At 71.3% G+C, this 22,030-nt stretch carries 17 protein-coding genes; 7 read left to right on the top strand and 10 right to left on the bottom strand.

Annotated elements, in window-relative coordinates; translation table 11 throughout:
- Nucleotides 1–37: 37 nt before the first annotated feature.
- Genes ABZX61_RS58485 through ABZX61_RS58500 form a run of 4 tightly spaced genes read right to left on the bottom strand, consistent with a single transcriptional unit; the run spans nucleotide 38 to nucleotide 3,428 of the window.
- Nucleotides 38–709: a DUF998 domain-containing protein gene (locus ABZX61_RS58485; protein WP_355210031.1), complete on the bottom strand. Its 672-nt coding sequence runs from the start codon at nucleotides 707–709 to the stop codon at nucleotides 38–40.
- A complete protein-coding gene (locus ABZX61_RS58490; protein ID WP_355210034.1) occupies nucleotides 706–1,923 on the bottom strand; it encodes a glycosyltransferase in 1,218 nt (405 codons plus the stop codon). The genes ABZX61_RS58485 and ABZX61_RS58490 overlap by 4 nt, the downstream gene beginning before the upstream one ends.
- A 16-nt stretch (nucleotides 1,924–1,939) precedes the next feature.
- On the bottom strand, nucleotides 1,940–2,773 hold the full coding sequence (locus ABZX61_RS58495; protein WP_355210037.1) for a DMT family transporter: 834 nt from the start codon (nucleotides 2,771–2,773) through the stop codon (nucleotides 1,940–1,942).
- 37 nt (nucleotides 2,774–2,810) lie between these two features.
- Nucleotides 2,811–3,428: a DedA family protein gene (locus ABZX61_RS58500; RefSeq protein WP_350738918.1), complete on the bottom strand. Its 618-nt coding sequence runs from the start codon at nucleotides 3,426–3,428 to the stop codon at nucleotides 2,811–2,813.
- Between the two features lie 390 nt (nucleotides 3,429–3,818).
- Between ABZX61_RS58500 and ABZX61_RS58505 the strand changes: the two genes are divergently transcribed.
- Nucleotides 3,819–5,018, top strand: coding sequence for a histidine kinase (locus ABZX61_RS58505; RefSeq protein WP_355210040.1), 1,200 nt, complete (start codon nucleotides 3,819–3,821; stop codon nucleotides 5,016–5,018).
- Nucleotides 5,011–5,943 carry a hypothetical protein gene (locus ABZX61_RS58510; protein WP_355210043.1) on the top strand — a complete coding sequence of 311 codons (933 nt, stop codon included), beginning with the start codon at nucleotides 5,011–5,013 and terminating at the stop codon, nucleotides 5,941–5,943. The genes ABZX61_RS58505 and ABZX61_RS58510 overlap by 8 nt, the downstream gene beginning before the upstream one ends.
- On the opposite strand, the gene ABZX61_RS58515 is transcribed toward ABZX61_RS58510, so the two are convergent.
- The 3 genes from ABZX61_RS58515 to ABZX61_RS58525 form a co-directional block, all read right to left on the bottom strand.
- Nucleotides 5,851–6,492, bottom strand: coding sequence for a VC0807 family protein (locus tag ABZX61_RS58515; protein ID WP_350738909.1), 642 nt, complete (start codon nucleotides 6,490–6,492; stop codon nucleotides 5,851–5,853). The genes ABZX61_RS58510 and ABZX61_RS58515 overlap by 93 nt on opposite strands.
- Nucleotides 6,493–6,705: 213 nt before the next feature.
- Nucleotides 6,706–7,353, bottom strand: coding sequence for a leucine efflux protein LeuE (gene leuE, locus ABZX61_RS58520; protein WP_355210046.1), 648 nt, complete (start codon nucleotides 7,351–7,353; stop codon nucleotides 6,706–6,708).
- A 34-nt stretch (nucleotides 7,354–7,387) separates the two neighbouring features.
- The gene (locus ABZX61_RS58525; RefSeq protein ID WP_355210049.1) at nucleotides 7,388–8,596 is read right to left on the bottom strand and encodes a serine hydrolase domain-containing protein; all 1,209 of its coding nucleotides are present in this window, start codon (nucleotides 8,594–8,596) and stop codon (nucleotides 7,388–7,390) included.
- Nucleotides 8,597–8,891: 295 nt separating this feature from the next.
- On the opposite strand from ABZX61_RS58525, the gene ABZX61_RS58530 reads away from it, so the two are divergent.
- Both ABZX61_RS58530 and ABZX61_RS58535 read left to right on the top strand, forming a co-directional pair.
- Nucleotides 8,892–10,283, top strand: coding sequence for a cellulase family glycosylhydrolase (locus ABZX61_RS58530; protein WP_350738901.1), 1,392 nt, complete (start codon nucleotides 8,892–8,894; stop codon nucleotides 10,281–10,283).
- Nucleotides 10,284–10,480: 197 nt separating this feature from the next.
- Entirely contained in the window at nucleotides 10,481–13,552 is a 3,072-nt protein-coding gene (locus tag ABZX61_RS58535) for a BTAD domain-containing putative transcriptional regulator (RefSeq protein WP_355210052.1), read from the top strand.
- Here the strand turns inward: ABZX61_RS58535 and ABZX61_RS58540 are convergent.
- The 3 genes from ABZX61_RS58540 to ABZX61_RS58550 are packed head-to-tail and all read right to left on the bottom strand — an operon-like array spanning nucleotide 13,525 to nucleotide 16,777.
- On the bottom strand, nucleotides 13,525–15,111 hold the full coding sequence (locus tag ABZX61_RS58540) for a CocE/NonD family hydrolase (RefSeq protein ID WP_355210055.1): 1,587 nt from the start codon (nucleotides 15,109–15,111) through the stop codon (nucleotides 13,525–13,527). The genes ABZX61_RS58535 and ABZX61_RS58540 overlap by 28 nt on opposite strands.
- Nucleotides 15,108–15,869, bottom strand: a complete 762-nt coding sequence (locus ABZX61_RS58545) for an ABC transporter permease (RefSeq protein ID WP_355210058.1) — start codon at nucleotides 15,867–15,869, stop codon at nucleotides 15,108–15,110. Before ABZX61_RS58545 ends, ABZX61_RS58540 begins: the two co-directional genes overlap by 4 nt.
- Complete coding sequence (locus ABZX61_RS58550) at nucleotides 15,866–16,777, bottom strand: ATP-binding cassette domain-containing protein (protein WP_355210060.1); 912 nt, start codon at nucleotides 16,775–16,777, stop codon at nucleotides 15,866–15,868. The genes ABZX61_RS58545 and ABZX61_RS58550 overlap by 4 nt, the downstream gene beginning before the upstream one ends.
- A gap of 161 nt (nucleotides 16,778–16,938) precedes the next feature.
- Between ABZX61_RS58550 and ABZX61_RS58555 the strand changes: the two genes are divergently transcribed.
- The 3 genes from ABZX61_RS58555 to ABZX61_RS58565 all read left to right on the top strand — a co-directional run bounded on the left by ABZX61_RS58555 (nucleotide 16,939) and on the right by ABZX61_RS58565 (nucleotide 22,012).
- The gene (locus ABZX61_RS58555; RefSeq protein WP_355210063.1) at nucleotides 16,939–18,768 is read left to right on the top strand and encodes a M14 family metallopeptidase; all 1,830 of its coding nucleotides are present in this window, start codon (nucleotides 16,939–16,941) and stop codon (nucleotides 18,766–18,768) included.
- 257 nt (nucleotides 18,769–19,025) lie between these two features.
- On the top strand, nucleotides 19,026–20,603 hold the full coding sequence (locus ABZX61_RS58560) for a cellulose binding domain-containing protein (RefSeq protein WP_355210065.1): 1,578 nt from the start codon (nucleotides 19,026–19,028) through the stop codon (nucleotides 20,601–20,603).
- Nucleotides 20,600–22,012 carry a carbohydrate-binding protein gene (locus tag ABZX61_RS58565; protein WP_355210068.1) on the top strand — a complete coding sequence of 471 codons (1,413 nt, stop codon included), beginning with the start codon at nucleotides 20,600–20,602 and terminating at the stop codon, nucleotides 22,010–22,012. Before ABZX61_RS58560 ends, ABZX61_RS58565 begins: the two co-directional genes overlap by 4 nt.
- Nucleotides 22,013–22,030: the final 18 nt, after the last annotated feature.

The raw sequence follows: 22,030 nt of genomic DNA on the forward strand, positions 1-22,030 counted from the left end.
ACGGCGTCATTTCGTCGCGGGTCGAAGGGTGGGGGCATCAGGCCGCCAGGCGGTCTGTCCGCTCGGGGCGTTCGGGCTCGGCCGGGACGGCCTGGGTGCGCACGGCGGGCCGCTTCGCGACCGACACCAGCGCCATGGCGACGAGCAGCGCCATCTCGGCCAGCACCACGCCCCGCTCCAGCGGGCCGTAGTAGCCGGCGCCGCCGATCAGCGGCGAGGTAATCGAGGCCGGGTGGGCCGCCAGGTAGAAGGCCAGCATGGCCGCCGAGGTCACGCTCAGGGCCCGGACCGCGTTCCACAGAGGCGCCGCCTCCCGGCCCCTGGCCAGGGTCCAGCCGGCGACCGGCAGCGAGGCGAACACGACGGCCGCCGCCCACCGGTGGATCTCGCCGGTCAGCGAGCCGACCTGCGAGTTGCCGGGGTCCGTGGGGAAGATCGCGCTCATCATCAGCCCCGCCGCCCCCGCCAGCAGCAGCACCCTGGTGGCCGCGGTGCGCGCCGGGTCGCTCGCCGCCAGCCCGTACGCGAGACACAGGCACGCCCCCGCCAGTGCCAGCATCCCCACAAGGACGGGCACGAGCCCGCCGGAGACTAACGCGTAGTCGCTGAGCAGCGGCTGCGTCGGCAGGGCGACCTGCGCGTACGCCAGCGCGCACACGGACACCACCGTGCCGGAGACAGCGCCCCAGGCGCTTTGGACTGGGGTCATCGGGCCACCTCATCGTAGATCTGCTCGAACCGGGCCAGCGACGACCGGTCATCGTGGGTGAGAGCCAGCTCCCTGCTGGTCTTGCCGAGCCGGGCCCGCAGGTCGTCATCGGTGAGAATGTTCGTCAGGTGCCTGGCCAGCGAGATCACGTCGCCCGGCTGGAACAGGTATCCGTTCTCGTCCACCAGGTGCGGCAGCGCCATCGCGTCGGCGGCCACCACGGGCAGCCCCATGGCCATGGCCTCCAGCGTGGCGATGCTCTGCAGCTCGGCGATGCCCGGCATGGCGAACACGTCGGCGGCGGCGAACGTCTGGGGCATGAGCTCGTCGGGCACGAAGCCCAGGAAGGAGACCCGCTCGCCGACGCCGATGCGGGCGGCCAGCCGCTCCAGCTCCGTGCGCTGGTTGCCGCGGCCGACGAACACCGCCTGGGCGTCGGTCCGGTTCAGCACGAGCGGCAGCGCGCGGACGATCTCGTCCAGGCGCTTCTCCTCGTCCAGGCGGCCGACGAACAGGATGGTCGGCCTGTCGGGCAGGTCGAACAGCTTGCGCGCCCACGCCTTGGGTTCGGCGCGCGGGTGGAACCTGGTCAGGTCGATCCCGCAGGAGACCGCCTCGACCTCGCGGCCGAAGCCCTGGTCGGCCAGCAGCTTGGCGGCCAGCGGGGTCGGGGTGGTGATGCGGTCGGCGCGGTTGAAGATCCGGCTGAAGTCGCGCCACGCGAGCCGGCCGGCCTTGATCCGGAGCCGCTCGGGGATGTGGCAGAACTGGAAGAGGTTGTCGGGCATGAAGTGGTTGGTGGCCACGATGGGCACGTCCGCGCGCCGGGCGGCGGCGATGGCGGCCCTGCCGACCACGAAGTGGCCCTGGGCGTGCAGCACGTCGGGACGGATGCCGGCGATCAGCCGGTCGAGCCGGGCCGGCACCGTGAACCGCATCGTGGGGTGGACCGGTATCGGCGCGGAGCGCAGGCGGTGCACGATCACGTCGTCCACGACGTCGGCGGTGGGCGGGCCCACGTCCGACTGGCAGACCACGTGCACCTCGTTGCCGCGCGCGGCCAGGCCGGTGGCCAGGCGGTGGGTGAAGTAGGCGGCGCCGTTGACGTCCGGCGGGTAGGTGTCGGTCGAGATCAGGATCCGGCGCGGCCGCTCGGGGGCCGGGGTGGGGGCGGTCTCGGCGATCTGGGGGAGAGAACGCAGGGGCATGGCCATGGAAGTGACTCCGGTTTCACAAAGGGGTGGGGGAATGAGTCGGGGGATTGTTGCGGGACTCCAGCGGGCTGGTGCGGGCCAGCGCGACGGTCCCGGCGGCGGTCAGGAGCGCCGCCGCGACCGGCACGATGCCGGTCGGCACCGGCTCGCCGAGCAGCAGCGCGCCGAACGCCACCGCGGTGAGCGGGTCGGCGATCTGGAGCGAGGCGAACGAGACGCCGAAGTGCCCGACCGCGTAGGCCCGCTGGAGCATCACCAGCGCCAGCAGCAGGGGCACCGGCAGCGCCAGCACGTACCACCAGTTCCAGGTGCCGTCCAGCAGCACGCGCATGAGCGTGGCCGTCGCGCCGTAGAGCACGCCCGAGCTGGTCGCGAGCAGGGCGGCCCGGCCCGCCGGTGAGGCCGCCCGCGAGGCGGCCCACAGCAGGACCGCCGCGACTCCGGCCACGCCGAGCAGGGTGAGCACTCCGTCCGGGCCGAGGTAGGTGGGACCTTCCGAGTTGGGGACCAGCAGGACGAGTCCGACCAGCCCGGCCGCCACCACACCCGCGGCCGCCAGCTCCTTGGGGGAGGGCTTGCGGCCGTGCAGCGCGGCGGCGAGGGGCAGGGCGAACAGCAGGCTCGCCACGCCCATCGGCTGGACGACGGTCAGCGGCCCGAGCCCGAGTGCCACGATGTGCAGGCCACCACCCGTCAGAATGGACGCGCCGCCGATCAGCCAGCGCGGTTTCCGCAGTAGGGCGAGCAGCCCCGGTTTGGCCGACCCGGCTGCTTCGAACTGCTGCAGAGCGGCTCCGAGCGCGAAGAACAGCGAACCGACCAGGGCGATCGCCGCGGCCAGCACAGTCATTTCGCACTCCTTTCAGACGGATGGTTGCCAGACAGGGTCAAACGGACGTGTCCGCGGGAAGACGTTCTGGGGAAGCCTGGATGGCGCGTCGCTTCCTGAGCCATCTCACGAGCTCGACGAGCGCGGTGATGGACACCGCGATGCCCAGGCCGAGGAGCAGGCCCTTGATCGGGTCGTTCTCGAAGGCCATGCCGCCGAAGAAGCCGATCAGCCCCGAGTACACCGCCCACGAGCTCGCCGCGATCGCGTCGAAGAACGTGAACGAACGCAGCGGATGCCGTACGGCGCCCATGGTCAGCGTGGTCGCGGTGCGACCGCCGGGGATGTACCTGGCCACCACGAGGACGAGGCCGCCCCGCTCGGCCAGCGTGTCGCGGGCCCAGACGAACGCCTTCTTGTTCCGCAGCCTGCCTGCCGACTTGTTGCCGATCAGGTAGGAGATGTGGTCACCGGCGAAGGCACCCAGGGCCGCCGCCACGATGACCAGGGCCAGGTTCGTCTCGCCGGAGGCGGCGAACACCGCGGCGGTGATCACTGACGTCTCGGCCGGCACGATCGGGAAGAACCCGTCGAGCAGCGCGAGCCCGAACAGCGCCGCGTATAACCAAGGTGATGACATCACCTGCTGGACCAGGTCGAGAATGGCATGCGACATGAGTGTTCACTCCGATCGTTAGGGCACCCACACAGCGTGTCTGCGTGGCACGGCCGGGGACATCGGGGATGCCCCGGGTCGAACGCGGACCCATCCCTTATGCGGATCAGGGCCGGTACCCCATGAAGGTAGAAACTCCGCAGGTCACGGCACATCGGACGATCGGCACGCACCGCCCCCTACTTTCGTCGGGGGCTCGGTTCCGACCTCCGGGTGACACCATCGATCAAAGCGGTTTCCGCAGGCCGAAACAGGAGTGGAGGTAGGCGCTTTCGGGGTGGGGCTAGCTCTACCGCGGCAGGGGGCGCCGCCCTACCCTGACTTTCGTCAGGGTCGCCGGCTGACTTCCGGCGGCATCCGCGGGCACGGGAGGCGGCTACCGTCGGTCCGGTGAGACGTCTTCGCCGGGAGAGCCGTCGCCAGGTGGTCTACGACCTGCTGCTCTGGGCCGTGCTCGGCATCTTCGTGGCGGCCATGGGCCCCGACCCGTTCGTGGATCCGGCCGCCTTCGCCATGGTGAGCCTGCCCAGGATCGGGCTGGCCACGGTCGCGGTGCTGGTGGGCCGCCGCTGGCCGCTGGCCGCGCTGGTACTGCTGTTGCCGCTGGGGCCGTGGCAGTTCAGCGAGGGGTTCGCGACCGTGGACCTGAGCTGGCTGCTGCCCAGGCGCAACGTGAAGATCCTGCCGCTGCTGGCCAGCTCGCCGTTCATCATGTGGTACGCCTACCTCACCGGGCGGCGCCTGGCCGTGCTCTGGCCCGCGCCGCTGGCGTTCTGCCTGATCTCGGCCGTCGGTGTGGGCGTGGTGCTGGTCAAGGGCGGCGACCTCGCTCTGTGGGTGTCCATGGTGACCGCGCTGCTCGGCACGTACGTGGTGCCGTACCTGCTGGGGCTGCTCAGGCGCAGGCTGCTGCAGGGGCGCACGCAGGCGAGGCTGGCGGCCGAGGCGCAGGCGCGGCTGCGCGAGCGGGCCAGGATCGCGCGGCAGATGCACGACTCCCTCGGCCACGATCTGGCCCTGATCGCGGTGCGGGCGGCCGGGCTGGAGATGGCCCAGGGGCTGGCCGAGACGCAGGTCAGGGCGGCGGGGGAGCTGCGGCTGGCGGCGGCCGACGCCACGGACCGGCTGCGCCAGATCATCGGGCTGCTGCGCGAGGACTCCGACGCGGCGCCGCTGTCACCCGTGAACGAGGACGTGACCGAGGTGGTGCGGCGGGCCAGGGACTCCGGCATGCCGATCACCCTGGACCTGGCGCCGGGGCCGGTGCCCGACCTGGCGCACGCGGTGGTCCAGGAAGGGCTCACGAACGCCGCCAAGCACGCCCCCGGAGCCCCGGTCGGGGTACGGGTCTCGCCGGAGCGCGTCACCGTGCGCAGCGGCCGGCCGCGCGCCCGGCCCCTCGCGCTGCCCGGCGGGCTGGGGCTGGCGGGCCTGCGCGAGCGCGTCCGGCTGGCCGGGGGCACCTTGACCGCCGGCCCGGTCGGCGACGGCTTCGAGCTGGACGTGAGCATCCCCCGCGCGGGGGAGCAGGATCCCCGCGGCTCGGGAGGGAATGGACGGCCCGCCGGACGACGCTCGGAGCATGACTGAACGCAGACCGGGGATAGGCCGCGTCACCGCCGCGATCGCGGCGATGCTGCCGTACCTCACGCTGAAGACGCTCTGGCTGACGGGACACCCGGTCGGGGTCGCCGATCCGGCCTTCATGGCCGACCCGGCGATGATCGGGCTCAACACGATGACGTTCGGCATGGAAGCGGTCGGGCTGGTGCTGGCGCTGGCGTTCACCATGCGGTGGGGACAGCGGCTGCCGGCCTGGCTCGTGCTGCTCCCGCTCTGGGTCGGTACGGGCCTGCTGGCCGTGGTGATCGTCACGGCGCCGATCATGGTGCTGACCGGGGGGTTGGCGGTCTTCGAGACCGGCGGGGCCATCGAGCCGTGGATCTACATGATGGTCTACGGCGGGTTCGTCGCGCAGGGTGTCGGCCTCATGACGGCCTTCGTGCTCTACTCGCGTGACCGATGGCCGGGCGTCTTCACCACCCGGATCGAGCACGCGTTCGCCAGTCCGACCCGGTCGTTCCAGACGGTCGTGGCCTGGGGCGCGCTGCTGGTGGCCGGGCCGATCGGCGCGGTCAAGCTCGCCGGGGGCCTGCAGGACCGCGTCGAGGGCCTGCTGGCCGTCGCCGGGGCGGTCGCGCTCGTGCTGGCGGTCCGGCGGCGCGGGCGCGGCCCGTTCTGGGCGCCGCTGGTGGCGGCCTGGCTCGGCTCCGGCTCCCTGTTCAGCGGCGGGCTCTACGCGATGATCATCAGCTCCGTACGGGCGCCGCTCGGCGCGCCGGGGGCGGAGCTGACCGAGCTGTTCGGCATGCTGGCGGGGCTGGTCATGGGGATGTGCGGGGCGTTCCTGCTGGCCGAACGGTCAGGTGTGGGCGACGTTCAGCCGGCGGAGCACCCGCTTGAAGGCGAAGATGGAGAACGCGATCGCCAGTCCGCTGATCACGGCCACCGCTGATGTCCTCAGCACCATGAACCCGCCGAGCGACCCGGCCAGATATTCATGGACGGCCAGGGCGATGCTGAGCGTCGAGTTCATGAGCAGCACGAACGCCCACAGCAGCGTGATCCTGGCGAAGAACCTGCGGACCCGCTCGTGCTTGAGCACCGCCGACGGCAGATGGATGTAGTCGAGCGTGAGCTTCTGCACGAGCGGCCGGTTGAGCCGGACGGAGGCGAGGAACGCGATGCTGATGCAGATCGTGCCCATCTCCGGCTGGATGAAGAACCACATCCACGTGCCGGTCCAGAAGGCCACGAGGGCGCGGACCGTGATCGCGAACGCGGCCAGGAACATGGTGGCGGGCACCTTGACCCGCCTGATCAGCCGCCACCCCACCCCGATGTAGACCCAGGCGACGGTGGCGATGAGCGCCCCCTTGAATCCCAGGACCATCATGGCCAGGTAGAACACCGCCAGCGGCGCCACGACGCCTTCGAGCAGCCTGGGGGCCGCCTGCCGGGCGAGTGCCGTCAGGCGTGGAAGGTGGACCGGGGGATGGTTCAAGGCTGCTCCGCAGATAGGCCGATGATCAGCGTCTACCCGGGCTTCGGGGGACAAGGCTTGCCAGATGGACCGCTCGCCGTAACCAGCGCGGCATCACCCGCGTCCCGGGAAGCACGCCGGTGGCTTACCGTACCCGAGGAGAGGTGATGCGACTGCCTCTTTTGACGCGTTCCATCTGTTTCCACGAAAACAGCGAGGTCTTACGGCAGGCTTTCAACTGAGTGACGAAGTGGCGAGCTTCGCGCCGAATCCGAGGAACAGAGCGCCGACTCCGGTGGTCAGACCGGCGCTGAGCTTCCTGCGCCGGCTGAACTGGTTGGCCAGGAAGGTCCCGCCGAAGATCAGCGCCGTCAGGTAGAGGAAGCTGAACACCTGGATGATCGCGCCCAGGATGAGGAACGACAGCGCAGGGGTCGCGTAGCCCGGGTCGACGAACTGGACGAAGAACGAGACGAAGAAGAGGATGGCCTTCGGGTTCAGCAGGCTGATCACCAGGGCCTTGCGGAACGGGCGCGGCTGGCGCTCCATCTTGACCTGCGGCTTCTCCTCCTCGGTCGCCTTCCTCGATCGCCAGGCGCCCCTGATCATCTGGAAGCCGATCCACCCCAGGTAGCCGGCGCCGGCGTACTTGACGATCGTGAAGAGCAGCGGGTTGGAGCGGAGCAGGGACGCGGCGCCGGCGGCGGTCAGGAACATCAGCACGGTGTCGCCGATGAAGACGCCGGCCGCGGCCCGGTAGCCCTGGCGGACGCCGTTCTGGGCGGCGTAGCTGAGGACGTACAGGGAGTTGGGGCCGGGCAGCAGGATGATCAGCAAGGCGCCGATGACATAGGTCCAGAAATTAGTGATGCCGAAGAACATACGTCTTACTCCAGGGGGAGGACCAAACCGCACATCACGATATCTCGCCCGGCGCGTACCATATCCCGCCGTATACCTGCCTGTAGCCGAGCGCCCGGTACGTCGCGTCCACCAGCGCCTGGCCGCGCGCGTTGATCCCGAGGCCGATGCCCTGCTTGTTCATCGAGTAGCCGAACGCCAGGCGCGCCGCCGGGTCGCAGAAGCCGACCGAACCGCCCATGCCCACGTGCCCGAACGCGCTCGCCGACAGGAGCGCGCCCTCCTGGTCGGCGGGCGGCAGGTGCCGGTTGTCCGCCGCCTTCACGAAGCCGAGTGAGAACCGCGACGGCACCGCCAGCACCGCGTCGGTGCCCGCCGAGGCGGTGAGCGACATGTGGACCAGGTGCTCCCCGGTGACCAGGCCGCCGCCGCCCAGCGACAGCGGCCGGTACATCCCGGCCAGGCCGCGGGCGTTCGTGATCGCCCCGATGGCCCCGAACTCGGCCGCGTGCGCCGCCCGGCTGTCCGACTCGCCGGGTGTCATGTAGCCGCCCTCGTTCGCCAGCAGCAGCGCGGGCATCGAGGCCGGGTCCGTGAACGCCTGGACGTAGAAGGAGGGCGGCGTCGCGGGCGGGTCGGCGGGGATCGTCGGCGCGACCCTGTGCTCGTACTCCTCGGGGAGGCCCAGCCAGAACTCCAGGCCCAGCGGCTCGGCGACCTCCTCGCGGAAGAACGTCCCGAGCGAGCGCCCGCTCACCCGCCGTACGACCTCCCCGACCAGGTAACCGAACGTCAGCGCGTGGTACCCGTGCCTGCTGCCCGGCTCCCAGAACGGCTCCGCGCCCGCGAGCCTGTCGGCCATCAGCTTCCAGTCGTAGAACGCGCCGGGCGGCAGCTTCTCGCGCAGCACGGGCAGCCCGGCCTGGTGGGCGAGCAGGTGCCGGACGAGCGTCCCGCCCTTGCCGCCGGCGCCGTACTCGGGCCAGTAGCGGGTGACCGGCGCGTCGAGGTCGAGCTCGCCCCGCGAGGCCAGGATGTGGGCGCAGAGTGCCGTCGCGCCCTTGGTGCACGACCAGACGTGCCCGATCGTGCCGCTCTGCCACGGGACGTCCGGTGCGGCCTCGCCGCCCCACAGGTCGACGACCGCCTCGCCGTCGACGATCACGCACACCGACGCGCCCACCTCGCCGCGGCGGGCGAGGTTGCCCTCGAACTCCTCCGCGACCTGGGAGAAACGGGAGTCGCAAGTGCCCTGCACGCTCATTTCCCGAATCCATCACGAAAGCCGGACCCTGTAAACCTTCGGGCTTTACCGCCAATCCCTATGTGTTTACTATGGAATGCGGGTGGGCTCGCTGATGCGCTGGGGCTGGCGGCGCTGCTGTCCGTGGGTTCGCCGTTCGAGATGGGCGCGGTTCGCGTGGCTAGGGGTGGCCACGTGGACCGCGCCCTTTGACTGCTCGCGTCAATTTGAGTCTTGTCCTCCGGTGGAGGTCCGATCTACGCTCCCCATACTCGTTAGTAAGGTTTCCTAATGAACGAGTGAGGAGCTCACCCCCATGCATCGATCCGTGCGGCTCGCCGCCATTGCCGCGATCGTCGCCGCCTCCTTGCAAGCAGCCCCAGCGCAGGCCGCGACCACGTACGAGGCCGAGAACGCCACCGTCTCCCAAGGCGTGGTCGAGTCGAACCACGCCGGCTACAGCGGCACCGGGTTCGTCAACTACGACAACATCACCGGCTCGTACGTCGAGTTCGCCGTCGACGCCGCCACCGCCGGCCCCGCCACCCTCACCCTGAGGTACGCCAACGGCACGACCGTGAATCGTCCGATGGCCATCGCCGTGAACGGCACCGCCACCACCAGGGACTTCCCCGGCACCGGCGCCTGGACCACCTGGCAGGAGGCCACGGTCACCACCACGCTCAACGCCGGGACCAACACCGTCCGCGCCACCGCCACCACCGCCAACGGCGGCCCGAACCTCGACCGCCTGGTCCTCGGCACCCCCTCCAGCACCGGCACGCCCGTCCAGGCCAACGGGCAGCTGCAGGTGTGCGGGGTCAAGCTGTGCAACGAGCACGGCAAGCAGATCCAGCTGCGCGGCATGAGCAGTCACGGCCTGCAGTGGTACTCCCAGTGCCTCAACACCGCCTCCCTGGACGCGCTGGCCAACGACTGGAAGGCCGACGTCCTGCGGATCTCCATGTACATCCAGGAGGACGGTTACGAGACCAACCCCCGGCTGTTCACCGACCGGGTGCACAACCTGATCGAGCAGGCCACCGCCCGCGGCATGTACGCCATCGTCGACTGGCACATGCTCGACCCGGGTGACCCCAACTACAACCTGTCGCGGGCCAAGACGTTCTTCACCGAGATCGCCCAGCGGCACAACGGCAAGAACAACCTGCTTTACGAGATCGCCAACGAGCCCAACGGCGTCTCCTGGTCCACCATCAGGAACTACGCCAACCAGCTCATCCCGGTGATCAGGCAGTACGACCCGGAGACCCCGATCCTGGTCGGCACCCGCGCCTGGTCGTCGCTGGGCGTCTCCGACGGGGCGACCGAGTCCGAGATCATCAGCAACCCGGTCAACGCCGCCAACATCATGTACACGTTCCACTTCTACGCGGCCTCTCACGGCAGCGAGTACCTCAACACGCTGTCCAGGGCCGCCGACCGGATCCCGATCTTCGTCACGGAGTTCGGCACCCAGACGGCCTCCGGGGACGGGTCGAACAACTTCACGCGGTCGCAGCAGTACCTCGATCTGCTGGCCCAGAAGAAGATCAGCTGGGTGAACTGGAACTACTCGGACGACTTCCGCTCGGGCGCCGTCTTCACCGAGGGCACCTGCCCGAACGGCACCTTCGCCGGCACCTCCCGCCTCAAGCCCGCCGGGGTCTGGGTCCGGGACCGCATCCGCACCCCTGACGACTTCTGACCCCCCTCCCGGTCCGGCCAGGGTCCTCCCCGGACCCTGGCCGTCCCCCTTTTCCGGGCGCTCGGGGCGTGCGGCCGGGGAGACGGCGGGCGGCCCTGAGGGCACCCAGACGGACACGGGCAGCGCCGGTGGCGGGCGCGCGGCTGAGGCACGGGCAGCGGGCGCGGGGTAGTGGGGGGCAGGGCAGGATGTGACATGTGCGGATTTGCATTCTCGGGCCGCTGGAGGTCGAGGGCGACGGGGGACCGATCGCGGTCGGTGGGTTCCGGCTGCGGGCGCTCCTGGCCGTGCTGGCGCTCGAAGCCGGCCGTACCGTCACGACCGAGCGGCTGATCGACGCCCTCTGGCCGGACGACCCGCCCGCCAACGCGGCCAACGCGCTCCAGACGCTGGTCAGGCGGCTGCGGGTGGCGCTTCGCCCGTACGAGGTGGTGGAGAGCAGGCCGGGCGGTTACGCGCTGGCCGTGGCCCCCGACGACGTGGACGCCCTGCGGTTCAGGCGGATGGCCGCGAAAGGAGACGGGCTCGAGCTCTGGCGGGGGCCGGCGCTGGCCGATCTGACCTCCGTGCCGCTCCTGGCGAACGCGGCCGCCGCCCTGGAGCAGGACCGGCTCTCCGCCGTCGAGGCCCGCGCCGAGGCCGGGCTGGCGGCGGGCGCGCCGGTCGATCTGACGTCGGAGGTCGCCGCGCACCCGCTGCGTGAGCGGCTGGGCGCGCTGGCCATGCGGGCGCTCGCCGCGGAGGGGCGGCAGGCGGAGGCGCTGGAGCTGTTCGAGCGCACCCGCCGCACGCTCGCCGACGAGCTCGGCGTCGATCCCGGGCCCGAGCTGCGCGCCGCCCATCTGGCCGTCCTGTCGGGAGAGGTCCCGGCACGCCCGGCACCCCCGATGGCCCAGGTCAGGCAGCGGGGCAACGTACGGACCCCGCGGACCAGCTTCATCGGCCGCGAGGCCGAGCTGGACCAGCTGGGCACCCTGCTCGGCCGGGCCAGGATCGTCACGCTCGTCGGCCCCGGCGGCGCGGGCAAGACCAGGCTGGCCACGGAGGTGGCGCTCCGGTCGGCCGAGGCGGTCTGGATGGTCGAGCTGGCCCCGGTCAGCGACCCGGCCGACGTCGCAGGAGCCGTGCTCGACGCGCTCGGCCTGCGTGACGACCGCCCGCCGTACCGGCTGCCCGCCGGGGTGAGCGGCCCGGTGGAGCAGGTGGCCGAGGCCCTCGCGGGCCGTTCCGCGCTGCTCGTCCTGGACAACTGCGAGCACCTCGTCGACGCCGCCGCCGAGCTGGCCGAGCGGCTGCTGACGGAGTGCCAGGACCTGAGGGTGCTGGCCACCAGCAGGGAGCCGCTCAACCTGCCGGGCGAGCACCTCGCTCCCGTCCCGCCGCTGGAGCCGCCGCCCGTGGGGGCGAGCGCCGAGCAGGCGGGGGCGTACCCGTCGGTCCGGCTGCTGCTCGACCGGGCCGGGGCCGCGCGGCCGGGGTTCGCCGTCGACGGCGGGAACGTGGCCTCCGTGGTGGCGCTCTGCCGCAGGCTGGACGGCATGCCGCTGGCCATCGAGCTGGCCGCGGCCCGGCTGCGCACCATGACGCCGAGGCAGCTCGCCGACCGCATCGACGACCGGTTCAAGCTGCTCACCGGCGGCAGCAGGACCGCGCTGCCGCGCCAGCAGACGCTCAGAGCGGTCGTGGAGTGGAGCTGGGAGCTCCTGGGCGAGCAGGAGCGGGTGCTGGCCAGGCGGCTGGGCGTGTTCGCGGGCGGCGCGACGCTGGAGACCGTCGAGGCGGTCTGCGGGGGAGCGGCGGACGTGCTGGGCGCGCTGGCCGACAAGTCGCTGGTCCAGGTCTCGGCCGAGGGCCGCTACTCGATGCTGGAGACCATCCGCGCCTACGCGCTCGAACGGCTGGCGGAGGCGGACGAGGTCGGCGAGTACCGGCGGCGGCACGCGGCGTACCTGGTGGACCTGGCCGAACGGGCGGTGCCCGAGCTGCGGACGGCCGCGCAGATCGCCTGGATCGAGCGGCTGTCCCCCGAGCGCGACGACTTCGCCGCGGCGCTGCGGTACGTCATCGACGAGCGGGACGCCGGGTCGGCGCTGCGGCTGTGCGCGGCGCTGAACTGGTACTGGTGGATGACCGGCTACCGGAAGGAGAGCGCGACCTGGGCCGCGCAGGTGATGGAGCTGGTGGGTGACGATCCGCCTCCCGGGCTGGCCGAGGCGTACACGGCGTGCATGTTCGCGTACGGCGTGGACAAGTTCGGCACGATCGTCAACGACCGGTCCGCCATGCTGGCGCTGTCGGGGCTGATGGACCGGCTGATCGAGCGGGCCGAGCGGGAGGGGCCGCTGCACCCGATGATCAGGCTCAGCAGGGCCGTCATGGCCGCCGCCGCGGGGGAGGACGACCGTGCCGCCGAGCTGATCGAGGCGTACATCGAAAGCGACGATCTCTGGTTGTCCAGCTCCGCCCTCATGGTCGGCGGCCGGATGCGCAGCGAGGAGCGGCTGGAGCGGGCGGTGGCCGGGTTCAGGCAGCTCGGGGACCGGTGGGGGCTGAGCGAGGCGCTGCTGGGCCTGGCCGAGGTGCGGGCCGCCAGGGGTGCGCCGGCGGACGACCTGATCGCCGAGACCTGGTCGCTGACCAGCCGCTGGGTCGGGTCGGACGAGGCGATCTCGACGCTGCTCAGGCTGGCCGAGCTGCGGCTGCGGACCGGCGACCTGGACGGCGCGCGCGAGGACCTGGACCGGGCCAGGGCCAGCATCGACGGGGAGACGACGGCGTACACGCGGCTGCTGCTCGGCCTGGCCGAGGCCGCGCACGCCTGCCACCTCGGCGACCTGGACCGGGGTCTGGAGATCTACCGCGGGCTGTTCGCCGTGCTCGCCGAGGCCCCGCCGATGGCGCAGCTGGCCGCCGCGCTCAGGACCGCGTACGGCCGGGCGCTGGCCCGCGCGGGCGACCTGGCCGCCGCGCTCGAACAGCACCGCCTGGCCCTCGACGTGCTGGGCACGTCCAGCCCGGACCGGCCGCTGCAGTCGCAGGTGCTGGCCGGGTTCGCGCTGGCCGCGCAGGTCGAGGGCGACCAGGAGCGGGCGGCCGTGCTGTTCGGGGCGTCGGCGGCGATCGAGCCGTGCGACATCTCGCCCGACACCGTGGAGGGTGCGCGGACGGCCAGGGCCGCGCTCGGTGACGAGCACTACGACGAGTGCTTCGCCAAGGGCGCGGCCATGTCCAGGCAGGAGGTCTACGGGATGGTCGGCAGCACGACGTAGGAGGGGCCGTGCAGGGTGGTGGTGCCCTTGTCCAGATTCCGCCCGAATCGGGGGAAGTTCGAGCCCGCCACGTCGATCCTGATCCGGTGCCCGGGCAGAAAGGCGTTCGAGATCGCGCCCAACTGCACCGTCACCTCGCGCACCTCGCCGGGCACCAGGCCCGTCAGCCTGGCGATGCCGTCGGTCAGCAGCTCGGCCCGCCCGTCGGGGTGGACGTCGATCAGCTTGGCCGTCACGTCGGCGCTCGTGGCGGTCGAGGAGACCCGCGCGACCAGCTCGACCAAGCCGCTCACCTCCACCCGCTCGGTGAGGGGCGCCGTCCGGTGGCGCAGGACGTCACCGCGCCCGTCGAGCGGCCGCTGGTCGAGCGGGCCGAACGCGTCGAACGTCATGACCGCCCCGCCGACCGTCGGCACCGGGTCGCCCGGGTCGCTGACGAACTCCGCCGCCCCGCCCTCCCCGGGCGTCGCGCCGAGCCCGCCGTCGAAGCCCAGGTGGTACGGCACGGGCCTGGCCCGCCGGACGGGCCAGTCGTCCTCCTCGCGCCACGCGTCGTCGCCCATCACGAAGATCTTCACCTTCGCCCGGTCGCGCAGGGGCGCCCCGCGCAGCCAGTGGTCGAACCAGTCGAGGTGCACCCCGGTCCAGTCGATCGCCTCCTGGCTCGCCTGGTCGCCGTAGTCGCGCCCGCAGATGTCCCGCTCGTGCGTGAAGTGCGTCCACGGGCCCACGATCAGCCGGGACTCGCCGCCCAGCCGCTCGAAGTGCTCGATGGAGCCGTCGCGGAAGTAGTCGTACCAGCCGGTGCTGACCAGCGCGGGCACCTCGATGTCGCCGTGCCGGACGACGCCGCCCCGCCAGAGCGGGTCGAGGGGGTCGGGGGTGTCCATCCACGTCGAGTAGAAGGGCACCAGGTCGGCCAGCAGCGGCTGGTCGCTGAGCGGCAGCCGCTCCGACAGCTCCCTCAGGCGCTCGTCGAGCCCGTGGGGCAGGCCGATGGCCGCCAGGTATCGGCCCTTGTCCTCCTCCGTGGCCGTGCCGAGCGCGATCCGGCGGTCCAGCTCGTCCACGGCCAGCACCATCGCGCTGACGGTGAGGATGATGTTGAGGTTGGGGACGCCGCCCGGCTGGTAGACGCACTCGTACAGGCCGGCGGGGGAGACGTGCGGCGCGACGGCCTTCAGGCCCTCGGGGCCCTCCTGGGCCGCGAGGAGCTGGGTGATGGCCAGGTACGAGTCCCCATACATCCCGACATTTCCGTCGGACCAGGGTGCGGTCGCCGCCCACCGGACCGCGTCGTATCCGTCGGCCGCCTCGCCGCCGATGAACCGGAACTCGCCCTGCGAGGCGCCGGTGCCGCGCACGTCCTGGATGACGACCGCGTACCCGGCCGCCACCAGGCGGGGCACGTCGAGGTGGTACCCGGGGCCCGTGGCGCCCCGGCCGTACGGGGTGCGCGACAGCAGCACGGGGAAGCGCCCGCCCTCGGCCGGCCGCCACAGCGTCGCCACCAGCTCGGCGCCGTCACGGGTGGTCATGGTCTCGGTGGTCTCGATCATCGGACTCTCCTGTTGTAAGCACGAAGGGCAAGGGGGGCGAAGAGGACGAGCAGGGCGGCGGTCCAGCCGAGCGTGATCCACACGTCGGAGGCGTGCGGGCCGCCGGTCAGCAGCCCGCGCAGGGCGCCGGCCAGGTGGGAGACGGGGTTGACGCCCATCCACCAGCTCAGCCAGCCGGGCATGTCGGTGGCGGGGACGAAGGCGCTGCTGCCGAACGTGAGCGGCAGCAGCACGGCCGTCGCCATCCCCTGCATGGACGTGACGGACTTGGCCACCAGCCCGATCCAGGCCGAACCCCAGCTCAGCGCCATGGCCAGCAGCAGCACCAGCCCGAGCCCGGCCAGCGCGCTCAGCGGGCCGGTCGTGACGCGGAAGCCGACGGCGTACCCGACGACCATGGACATCACGATGGTGATCAGCAGCGTGAGCAGGTCCGCCAGGATGCGGCCCGCCAGCGGCGCGGACCTGGCGATCGGCATGGTCCTGAACCGGTCGAACACGCCGTTGCCGATGTCGGTGGCCAGGTTCATGCCGGTGGTGATCGTCGACATGAGGGCCACCTGGACGAGCACGCCGGGCAGCATGTACGCCACCGCGCCCGCCCGGTCGCCGCCGGCCGCCCCGCCGAACAGGTACACGAAGATGACGATCATGAAAACGGGCTGGAAGAGCAGGCCGAAGAGCTGGCCGGGATGGTTCTTCAGGGGGATCAGGCTGCGCCAGGCGAGCGTGAGGCCCTGAGAAAGCGCGGTGGTCATCGGTGGTCTCCGGTCAGGGTGAGGAAGACGTCGTCGAGGGAGGGCAGGCGCAGAGCGTGCTCGGCGAGCACGATGCCCGCGTCGTCCAGGTCCCTCAGCAGGGTGGGCGGCGCCGAGAGGTCGTGCACCGGGACGCTCACCACGCCGTCGGCGGCCTTCGCGCCGAGGAGGGTCTCGGCCTTCTCCAGGTCGGCGGCGCGCAGCGGCCGTACGTCGAGCCGGTGCCCGCCCGCCAGCGCCTTGAGCTCCGCGGGCGTGCCGGACGCCGCGACCCGGCCCCGGTCGATGACCAGCAGATCGTCGGCGAGCTGGTCGGCCTCCTCCAGGTACTGCGTGGTCAGCAGCACGGTCACGCCGTCGGCGGTCAGCTCCCTGACCACGTCCCACAGCTCGCCCCGGGCATGGGGGTCCAGGCCGGTGGTCGGCTCGTCGAGGAACAGGATCCGGGGTCGGCTCACCAGGCTGACGGCCAGGTCGAGGCGGCGGCGCATGCCGCCCGAGTAGCCGCTCGCCGCGCGGTCGGCCGCCTCCTCCAGGCCGAATCGGGCCAGCAGCTCCTTGGCCCTGGCCCTGGCCGCCGGCCGCGACAGGCCGAGCAGGCGGCCTATCAGCAGCAGGTTCTGGGTGCCGGTGAGCTTCTCGTCCACCGAGGCGTACTGGCCGGTCAGGCCGATCAGCTCGCGGACCTTCGCGGCCTGGCGGGTGACGTCGTACCCGCCGACCAGGGCGCGGCCCGCGTCGGGGCGGGCCAGGGTGGCCAGGACGCGCACCGCCGTGGTCTTGCCCGCGCCGTTCGGGCCCAGGACGCCGAGCACGGAGCCGGTCCGCGCCGCCAGGTCGACGCCGTCGAGCGCGCTCTTGTCGCCGTATCTCTTGACGAGCCCTTCGGCTTCGATCGCGTACTTCATGTCTCCGAGGGTGTCCGGGCCCGCTGGCATCCACCTGGCATCGACCTGTCAGGGGGATGGTGCATGTCCGTAACTTTGGGCCTTTCCTCCGTGCGGCAACGTCTTCAATCTCGGGTCAGGCGCCGGACACCATCCGATCCCGAGCGCCCGAGGAGGACGAGGTGCGACACCGATTAGTCATCCTGCTGGCAGCCCTCAGCCTGATCAGCCTGACCGGCATGTCAGGGGCGGGCGCCGCCGCGGAGCCCCCGGCCAACAAGCAGTACCGCGTGCAGGGCCCGGCGGACGCGCGGCAGCGCAGCGCCGTCGCGGCCACCGGAGCGGCCATCGAGGAGGTGGCCAAGGATTCGGTCCTGGTCACGGCCACGGCAGCCGAGGTCTCCGCCATCAGGCGGCTCGGCTACCGGGTGGCGGAGGTGCCGCGCCCGACATCCCCGTCCGGCGTCGGGACGCTTGACTTCCCGCCGGCGGACTCCGGCTACCACAACTACGCGGAGATGAACGCGGACATCAACGCCCTGGTCGCGGCGCATCCGAACATCGTCAGCCAGTCCACGTTCGGCACCTCGTACGAGGGCCGGGCGCTGCCCCTGATCAAGATCAGCGACAACGTGGGCACGGACGAGAACGAGCCCGAGGTGCTCTTCACCGCCCACCAGCACGCCCGCGAGCACCTGACGGTCGAGATGGCGCTGTACATCATGCACCTGCTGGCCGACAACTACGGCACGGACTCCCGGATCACCAACCTGGTCAACACCAGGGAGATCTGGATCATGCCGGACCTCAACCCGGACGGCGGCGAGTACGACATCGCCACCGGCTCCTACCGCTCCTGGCGCAAGAACCGGCAGCCGAACTCCGGCTCGTCGGCCGTCGGCACCGACCTGAACCGCAACTGGGCCTACAACTGGGGCTGCTGCGGCGGCTCGTCGGGCTCGACGTCCAGTGAGACGTACCGGGGCGCGAGCGCCGAATCGGCCCCCGAGATCAAGGCGGCGGCCAACTGGGTGCGCAGCCGGGTCGTCGGCGGCGTGCAGCAGATCAAGACCAACCTCGACTGGCACACCTACAGCGAACTGGTCCTGTGGCCCTACGGCTACACCCTCAGCGACACCGCGCCCGGCCTGACCCAGGACGACCGGGACGCGCACGCCACGCTCGGCCAGAACCTGGCCTCCACCAACAACTACACGCCCGAGCAGGCCAGCGACCTCTACATCACGGACGGGACCATCGACGACTGGATGTGGGGCGCCTACAAGATCTTCAGCTTCACGTTCGAGATGTACCCGACCGGCTCGAACCCCGGCTTCTACCCGCCGGACGAGCAGATCGTCCCGCAGACCACCCGCAACAGGGAGGCCGTGCTCCGCTTCCTCGAATACTCGGACTGCGTCTACCGGATCATCGGCAAGGAGACCCAGTACTGCGGCACCGGCAACCCGCCGCTGACCGTCTACTCCGACACCTTCGAGACGGCCACGGGCTGGACGGTCAACCCGTCGAGCACCGACACCGCCACCCTCGGCCAGTGGGAGCGCGGCGACCCCGAGGCCACCACCTCCAGCGGCGCCAAGCAACTCGGCACCACGGTCAGCGGCACGAACGACCTGGTCACGGGCCGCCTGGCGGGCTCGGCGGCCGGTGACTTCGACATCGACGGCGGCGTCACCTCGATCCAGTCGCCGCCCATCACGCTGCCGTCCACGGGCGCGCTGAACCTGTCGTTCTCGTGGTATCTGGCGCACGGTTCGAACGCCTCCAGCGCCGACTACTTCCGGGTCCGCGTGGTCGGCACCACCACCACCACCGTTCTGAACCAGGCGGGCGCGGCGTCCAACCGCAACGGCGCCTGGGCCACCGCGACGGCCGGCCTGAACGCGTTCGCGGGCCAGACGGTCCGCATCCTCATCGACGCCGCCGACGCCTCGGGCGCCTCCCTGGTGGAGGCCGGCGTGGACGACGTCAAGATCACCCAGCAGTCGTAATCCGCTGCATCACCCCGCCGCACAGGATCCCGGTCCTGTGCGGCGGACTCATGTTTGGGTCTTGTAAGGACGGGCTGTCAAGGCTACGATCGCGACAACTCTTAGGAAACTTTCCTAAAAGTAAGCCTCCGACATCACCGGTCCGCGCATACACCCCCCAAGGGCCCGTGCCCACCTCCACGGGCCCGTGCCGTACGGCTTGCGCTCTCACCCCCCGGTGCAAGCCGTACGGCACGCCACCCCTGAAGGAAGAACTCGTGAGACCTCGCGCGATCCTCCTGGCACTCTCCACCCTCGCACTCACCTTGTACGCCCTCCCGGCCCAGGCCGCCCCTCTCGCCCCCGGGGCCACCGCGACCTTCGTCAAGGTCTCCGACTGGGGCTCCGGATTCGAGGGCAAGGTCACCGTCACCAACGGCACCACCACGGCCATGAACGGCTGGAACGTCCAGTTCGACGTCCCGGCGGGCTACTCGATCCCCTCCGCCTGGGACGCGGTCATGTCCCGCAGCGGGCAGCACTACACCTTCACCAACCCGAGCTGGGCCTCCCCCCTCGCACCCGGGGCCAGCGCGAGCTTCGGCTTCAACGGCAGCCCCGGCAACTTCCCCGGCATCACCGGCTGCACGCTGAACGGGGCCTCGTGCGGCGGCTCGACGGCAGGGGCCCCGGGCCGGCCGGGCGCCGCCTCGGCCACCGCGACCGGCAGCGCCATCTCTCTCACGTGGGGGGCGTCCTCGGGCACGGTGACCGGCTACCGCGTCTACGAGGGCGCCGTTGTCAAGGCCACGGTCACGGGCACCTCGGCCACGATCGGCGGGCTCGGCTCGTGCGAGACCCACACCTACACCGTCAAGGCGTACAACTCCGTCGGGGAGTCGGACGCCGGTGACCCGGTCACCGCCACCACCACCGGCTGCACCGGGGGCGGCGGGACGCTGCCCAAGCACTTCCTCACCGGCTACTGGCACAACTTCGCCAACGCCGCGGCCGAGCTCAAGCTGTCGGCCGTCCCCAACGAGTACGACCTGATCGCCATCGCCTTCGGCGAGGCCACCGCCACCGCGGGCGAGGTCGTCTTCGCGCTCGACCCCGGGCTGTCCTCGGCGGTCGGCGGCTACACCGACGCCCAGTTCAAGGCCGACGTGCAGGCCCTGCACCAGCGGGGCAAGAAGGTCATCCTGTCCGTGGGCGGCGAGGCCGGGCGCGTGCAGGTCGCGAGCGCCGCCGCCGCGACGAAGTTCGCCGACTCGGTGTACGCGCTGATGCAGTCCTACGGCTTCGACGGCGTGGACATCGACCTGGAGAACGGCCTCAACGCCACCTACATGGCCCAGGGGCTGCGGGCGCTGCGCGCGAAGGCCGGCTCCGGGCTGATCATCACGATGGCCCCGCAGACCATCGACATGCAGTCGACCGGGGCGGAGTACTTCAAGCTCGCCCTGAGCATCAAGGACATCCTCACGGTCGTCCACACGCAGTACTACAACTCCGGGTCCATGCTCGGCTGCGACCAGGCGCAGGCGTACGGGCAGGGCTCGGTGAACTTCATGACCGCCCTCGCCTGCATCCAGCTCGAGAACGGCCTGCGCCCCGACCAGGTGGCGCTGGGCCTGCCGGCCGGGCCGGGCGCGGCGGGCGGCGGCGTCGTCTCTCCCTCCCTCGTCAACCAGGCGCTCGACTGCCTGGCCAAGCGCACCAGCTGCGGGACCTTCGTGCCACCGCGCGCCTACCCGGACATCAGGGGCGCGATGACCTGGTCCATCAACTGGGACGCGAGCAACAACTGGTCCTTCTCCAAGACCGTCAAGCCCCACCTCCAGGGAATGCCATGAAATTTCGCAGCAAACTCATCGCATTACTCGCCGGGATCGCCCTTGCGCTGACCGGCGCCGGATTCTCGACCGCCACGCCCGCCGCGTTCGGGGCCGTGCAGCAGCTGGCCGCCGCCTGGGCCCCGTGGACCTCGTACGCGATCGGCGCGGTCGTCACCTACAACGGCGTCGACTACGTGTGCATCCAGGCCCACACCTCGCAGCCCGGCTGGGAGCCGCCCAACGTGCCGGCCCTCTGGAAGGTCGGCTCGGGCGGCGGCAACCCCGGCGCGCCCGGGCAGCCCGGATCGATCAACACGTCCGTGACGAACTCCAGCATCTCGCTGAGCTGGGGCGCCTCGTCCGGCACCGTGACCGGCTACCGCGTGTACGAGGGCTCGACGCAGCGGGCCCAGGTGACCGGCACCAGCGCGACCGTCTCCGGGCTCGGCACGTGCACGACGCACACCTACACGGTGAAGGCGTACAACTCGGCGGGCGAGTCGGCCGGCCGTGACGCGACCGCCACCACCAGCGGCTGCACCGGCGGCGGCGGGACCAAGATGCCCGGCGCCCCCTACCTCTACATGGGCTGGGGCGACCCGCCGAACCCCGGCACCGTGATGGACGCGACCGGCGTCAAGTCGTTCACGATGGCGTTCATCCTGTCCGGCGGCGGCTGCAGCCCGGCGTGGGACGGCAACCGCCCGCTGACCGGCGGCGCCGACCAGCAGGCCATCAACACGATCAAGTCGAAGGGCGGCAGCGTCCAGGTCTCCTTCGGCGGCTGGCAGGGCAACAAGCTCGGCCCCAACTGCTCCACGCCGCAGGCGTTCGCCAACGCGGTCCAGCAGGTCATCAACGGCGTCGGCCCCGCCGTCGTGGACTTCGACATCGAGAACACCGACGAGTTCGAGAACTACACCGTCCAGGACCGCATCCTGAACGGCCTCAAGATCGTCAAACAGAACAACCCGAACGTCAAGGTCGTCGTCACCTTCGGCACCTCCAAGACCGGCCCCACCGCGCCCGGCGTGCGGCTCATCAACCAGGCCAAGGCGCTCGGCGTGCCGATCGACAACTACACGATCATGCCGTTCGACTTCGGCGGCTCGAACATGTACCAGGACACGGTCAACGCCTCCGAGGGCCTGAAGAACGCGTTGAAGAGCGCGTTCGGGTGGAGCGACGCCCAGGCGTACGCGCACATGGGCATCTCGGGCATGAACGGCCTGTCCGACCAGCAGGAGACGACCTCCCCGTCCACGTGGACGCAGATCCGCGACTGGGCCAACTCGCACGGCCTGACCAGGCTCGCCTACTGGGCCGTCAACCGTGACCGCCCCTGCCCGGGCGGCGGCGTGGTCTCCAACTGCAGTGGCATCTCCCAGTCCAACTGGGAGTTCACCCGCATCACCGCCGGATTCTGACCCGCTGAGCGGCCCGCC

The sequence above is a fragment of the Nonomuraea sp. NPDC003709 genome (assembly GCF_040610775.1).
GTDB lineage: Bacteria > Actinomycetota > Actinomycetes > Streptosporangiales > Streptosporangiaceae > Nonomuraea > Nonomuraea angiospora_A.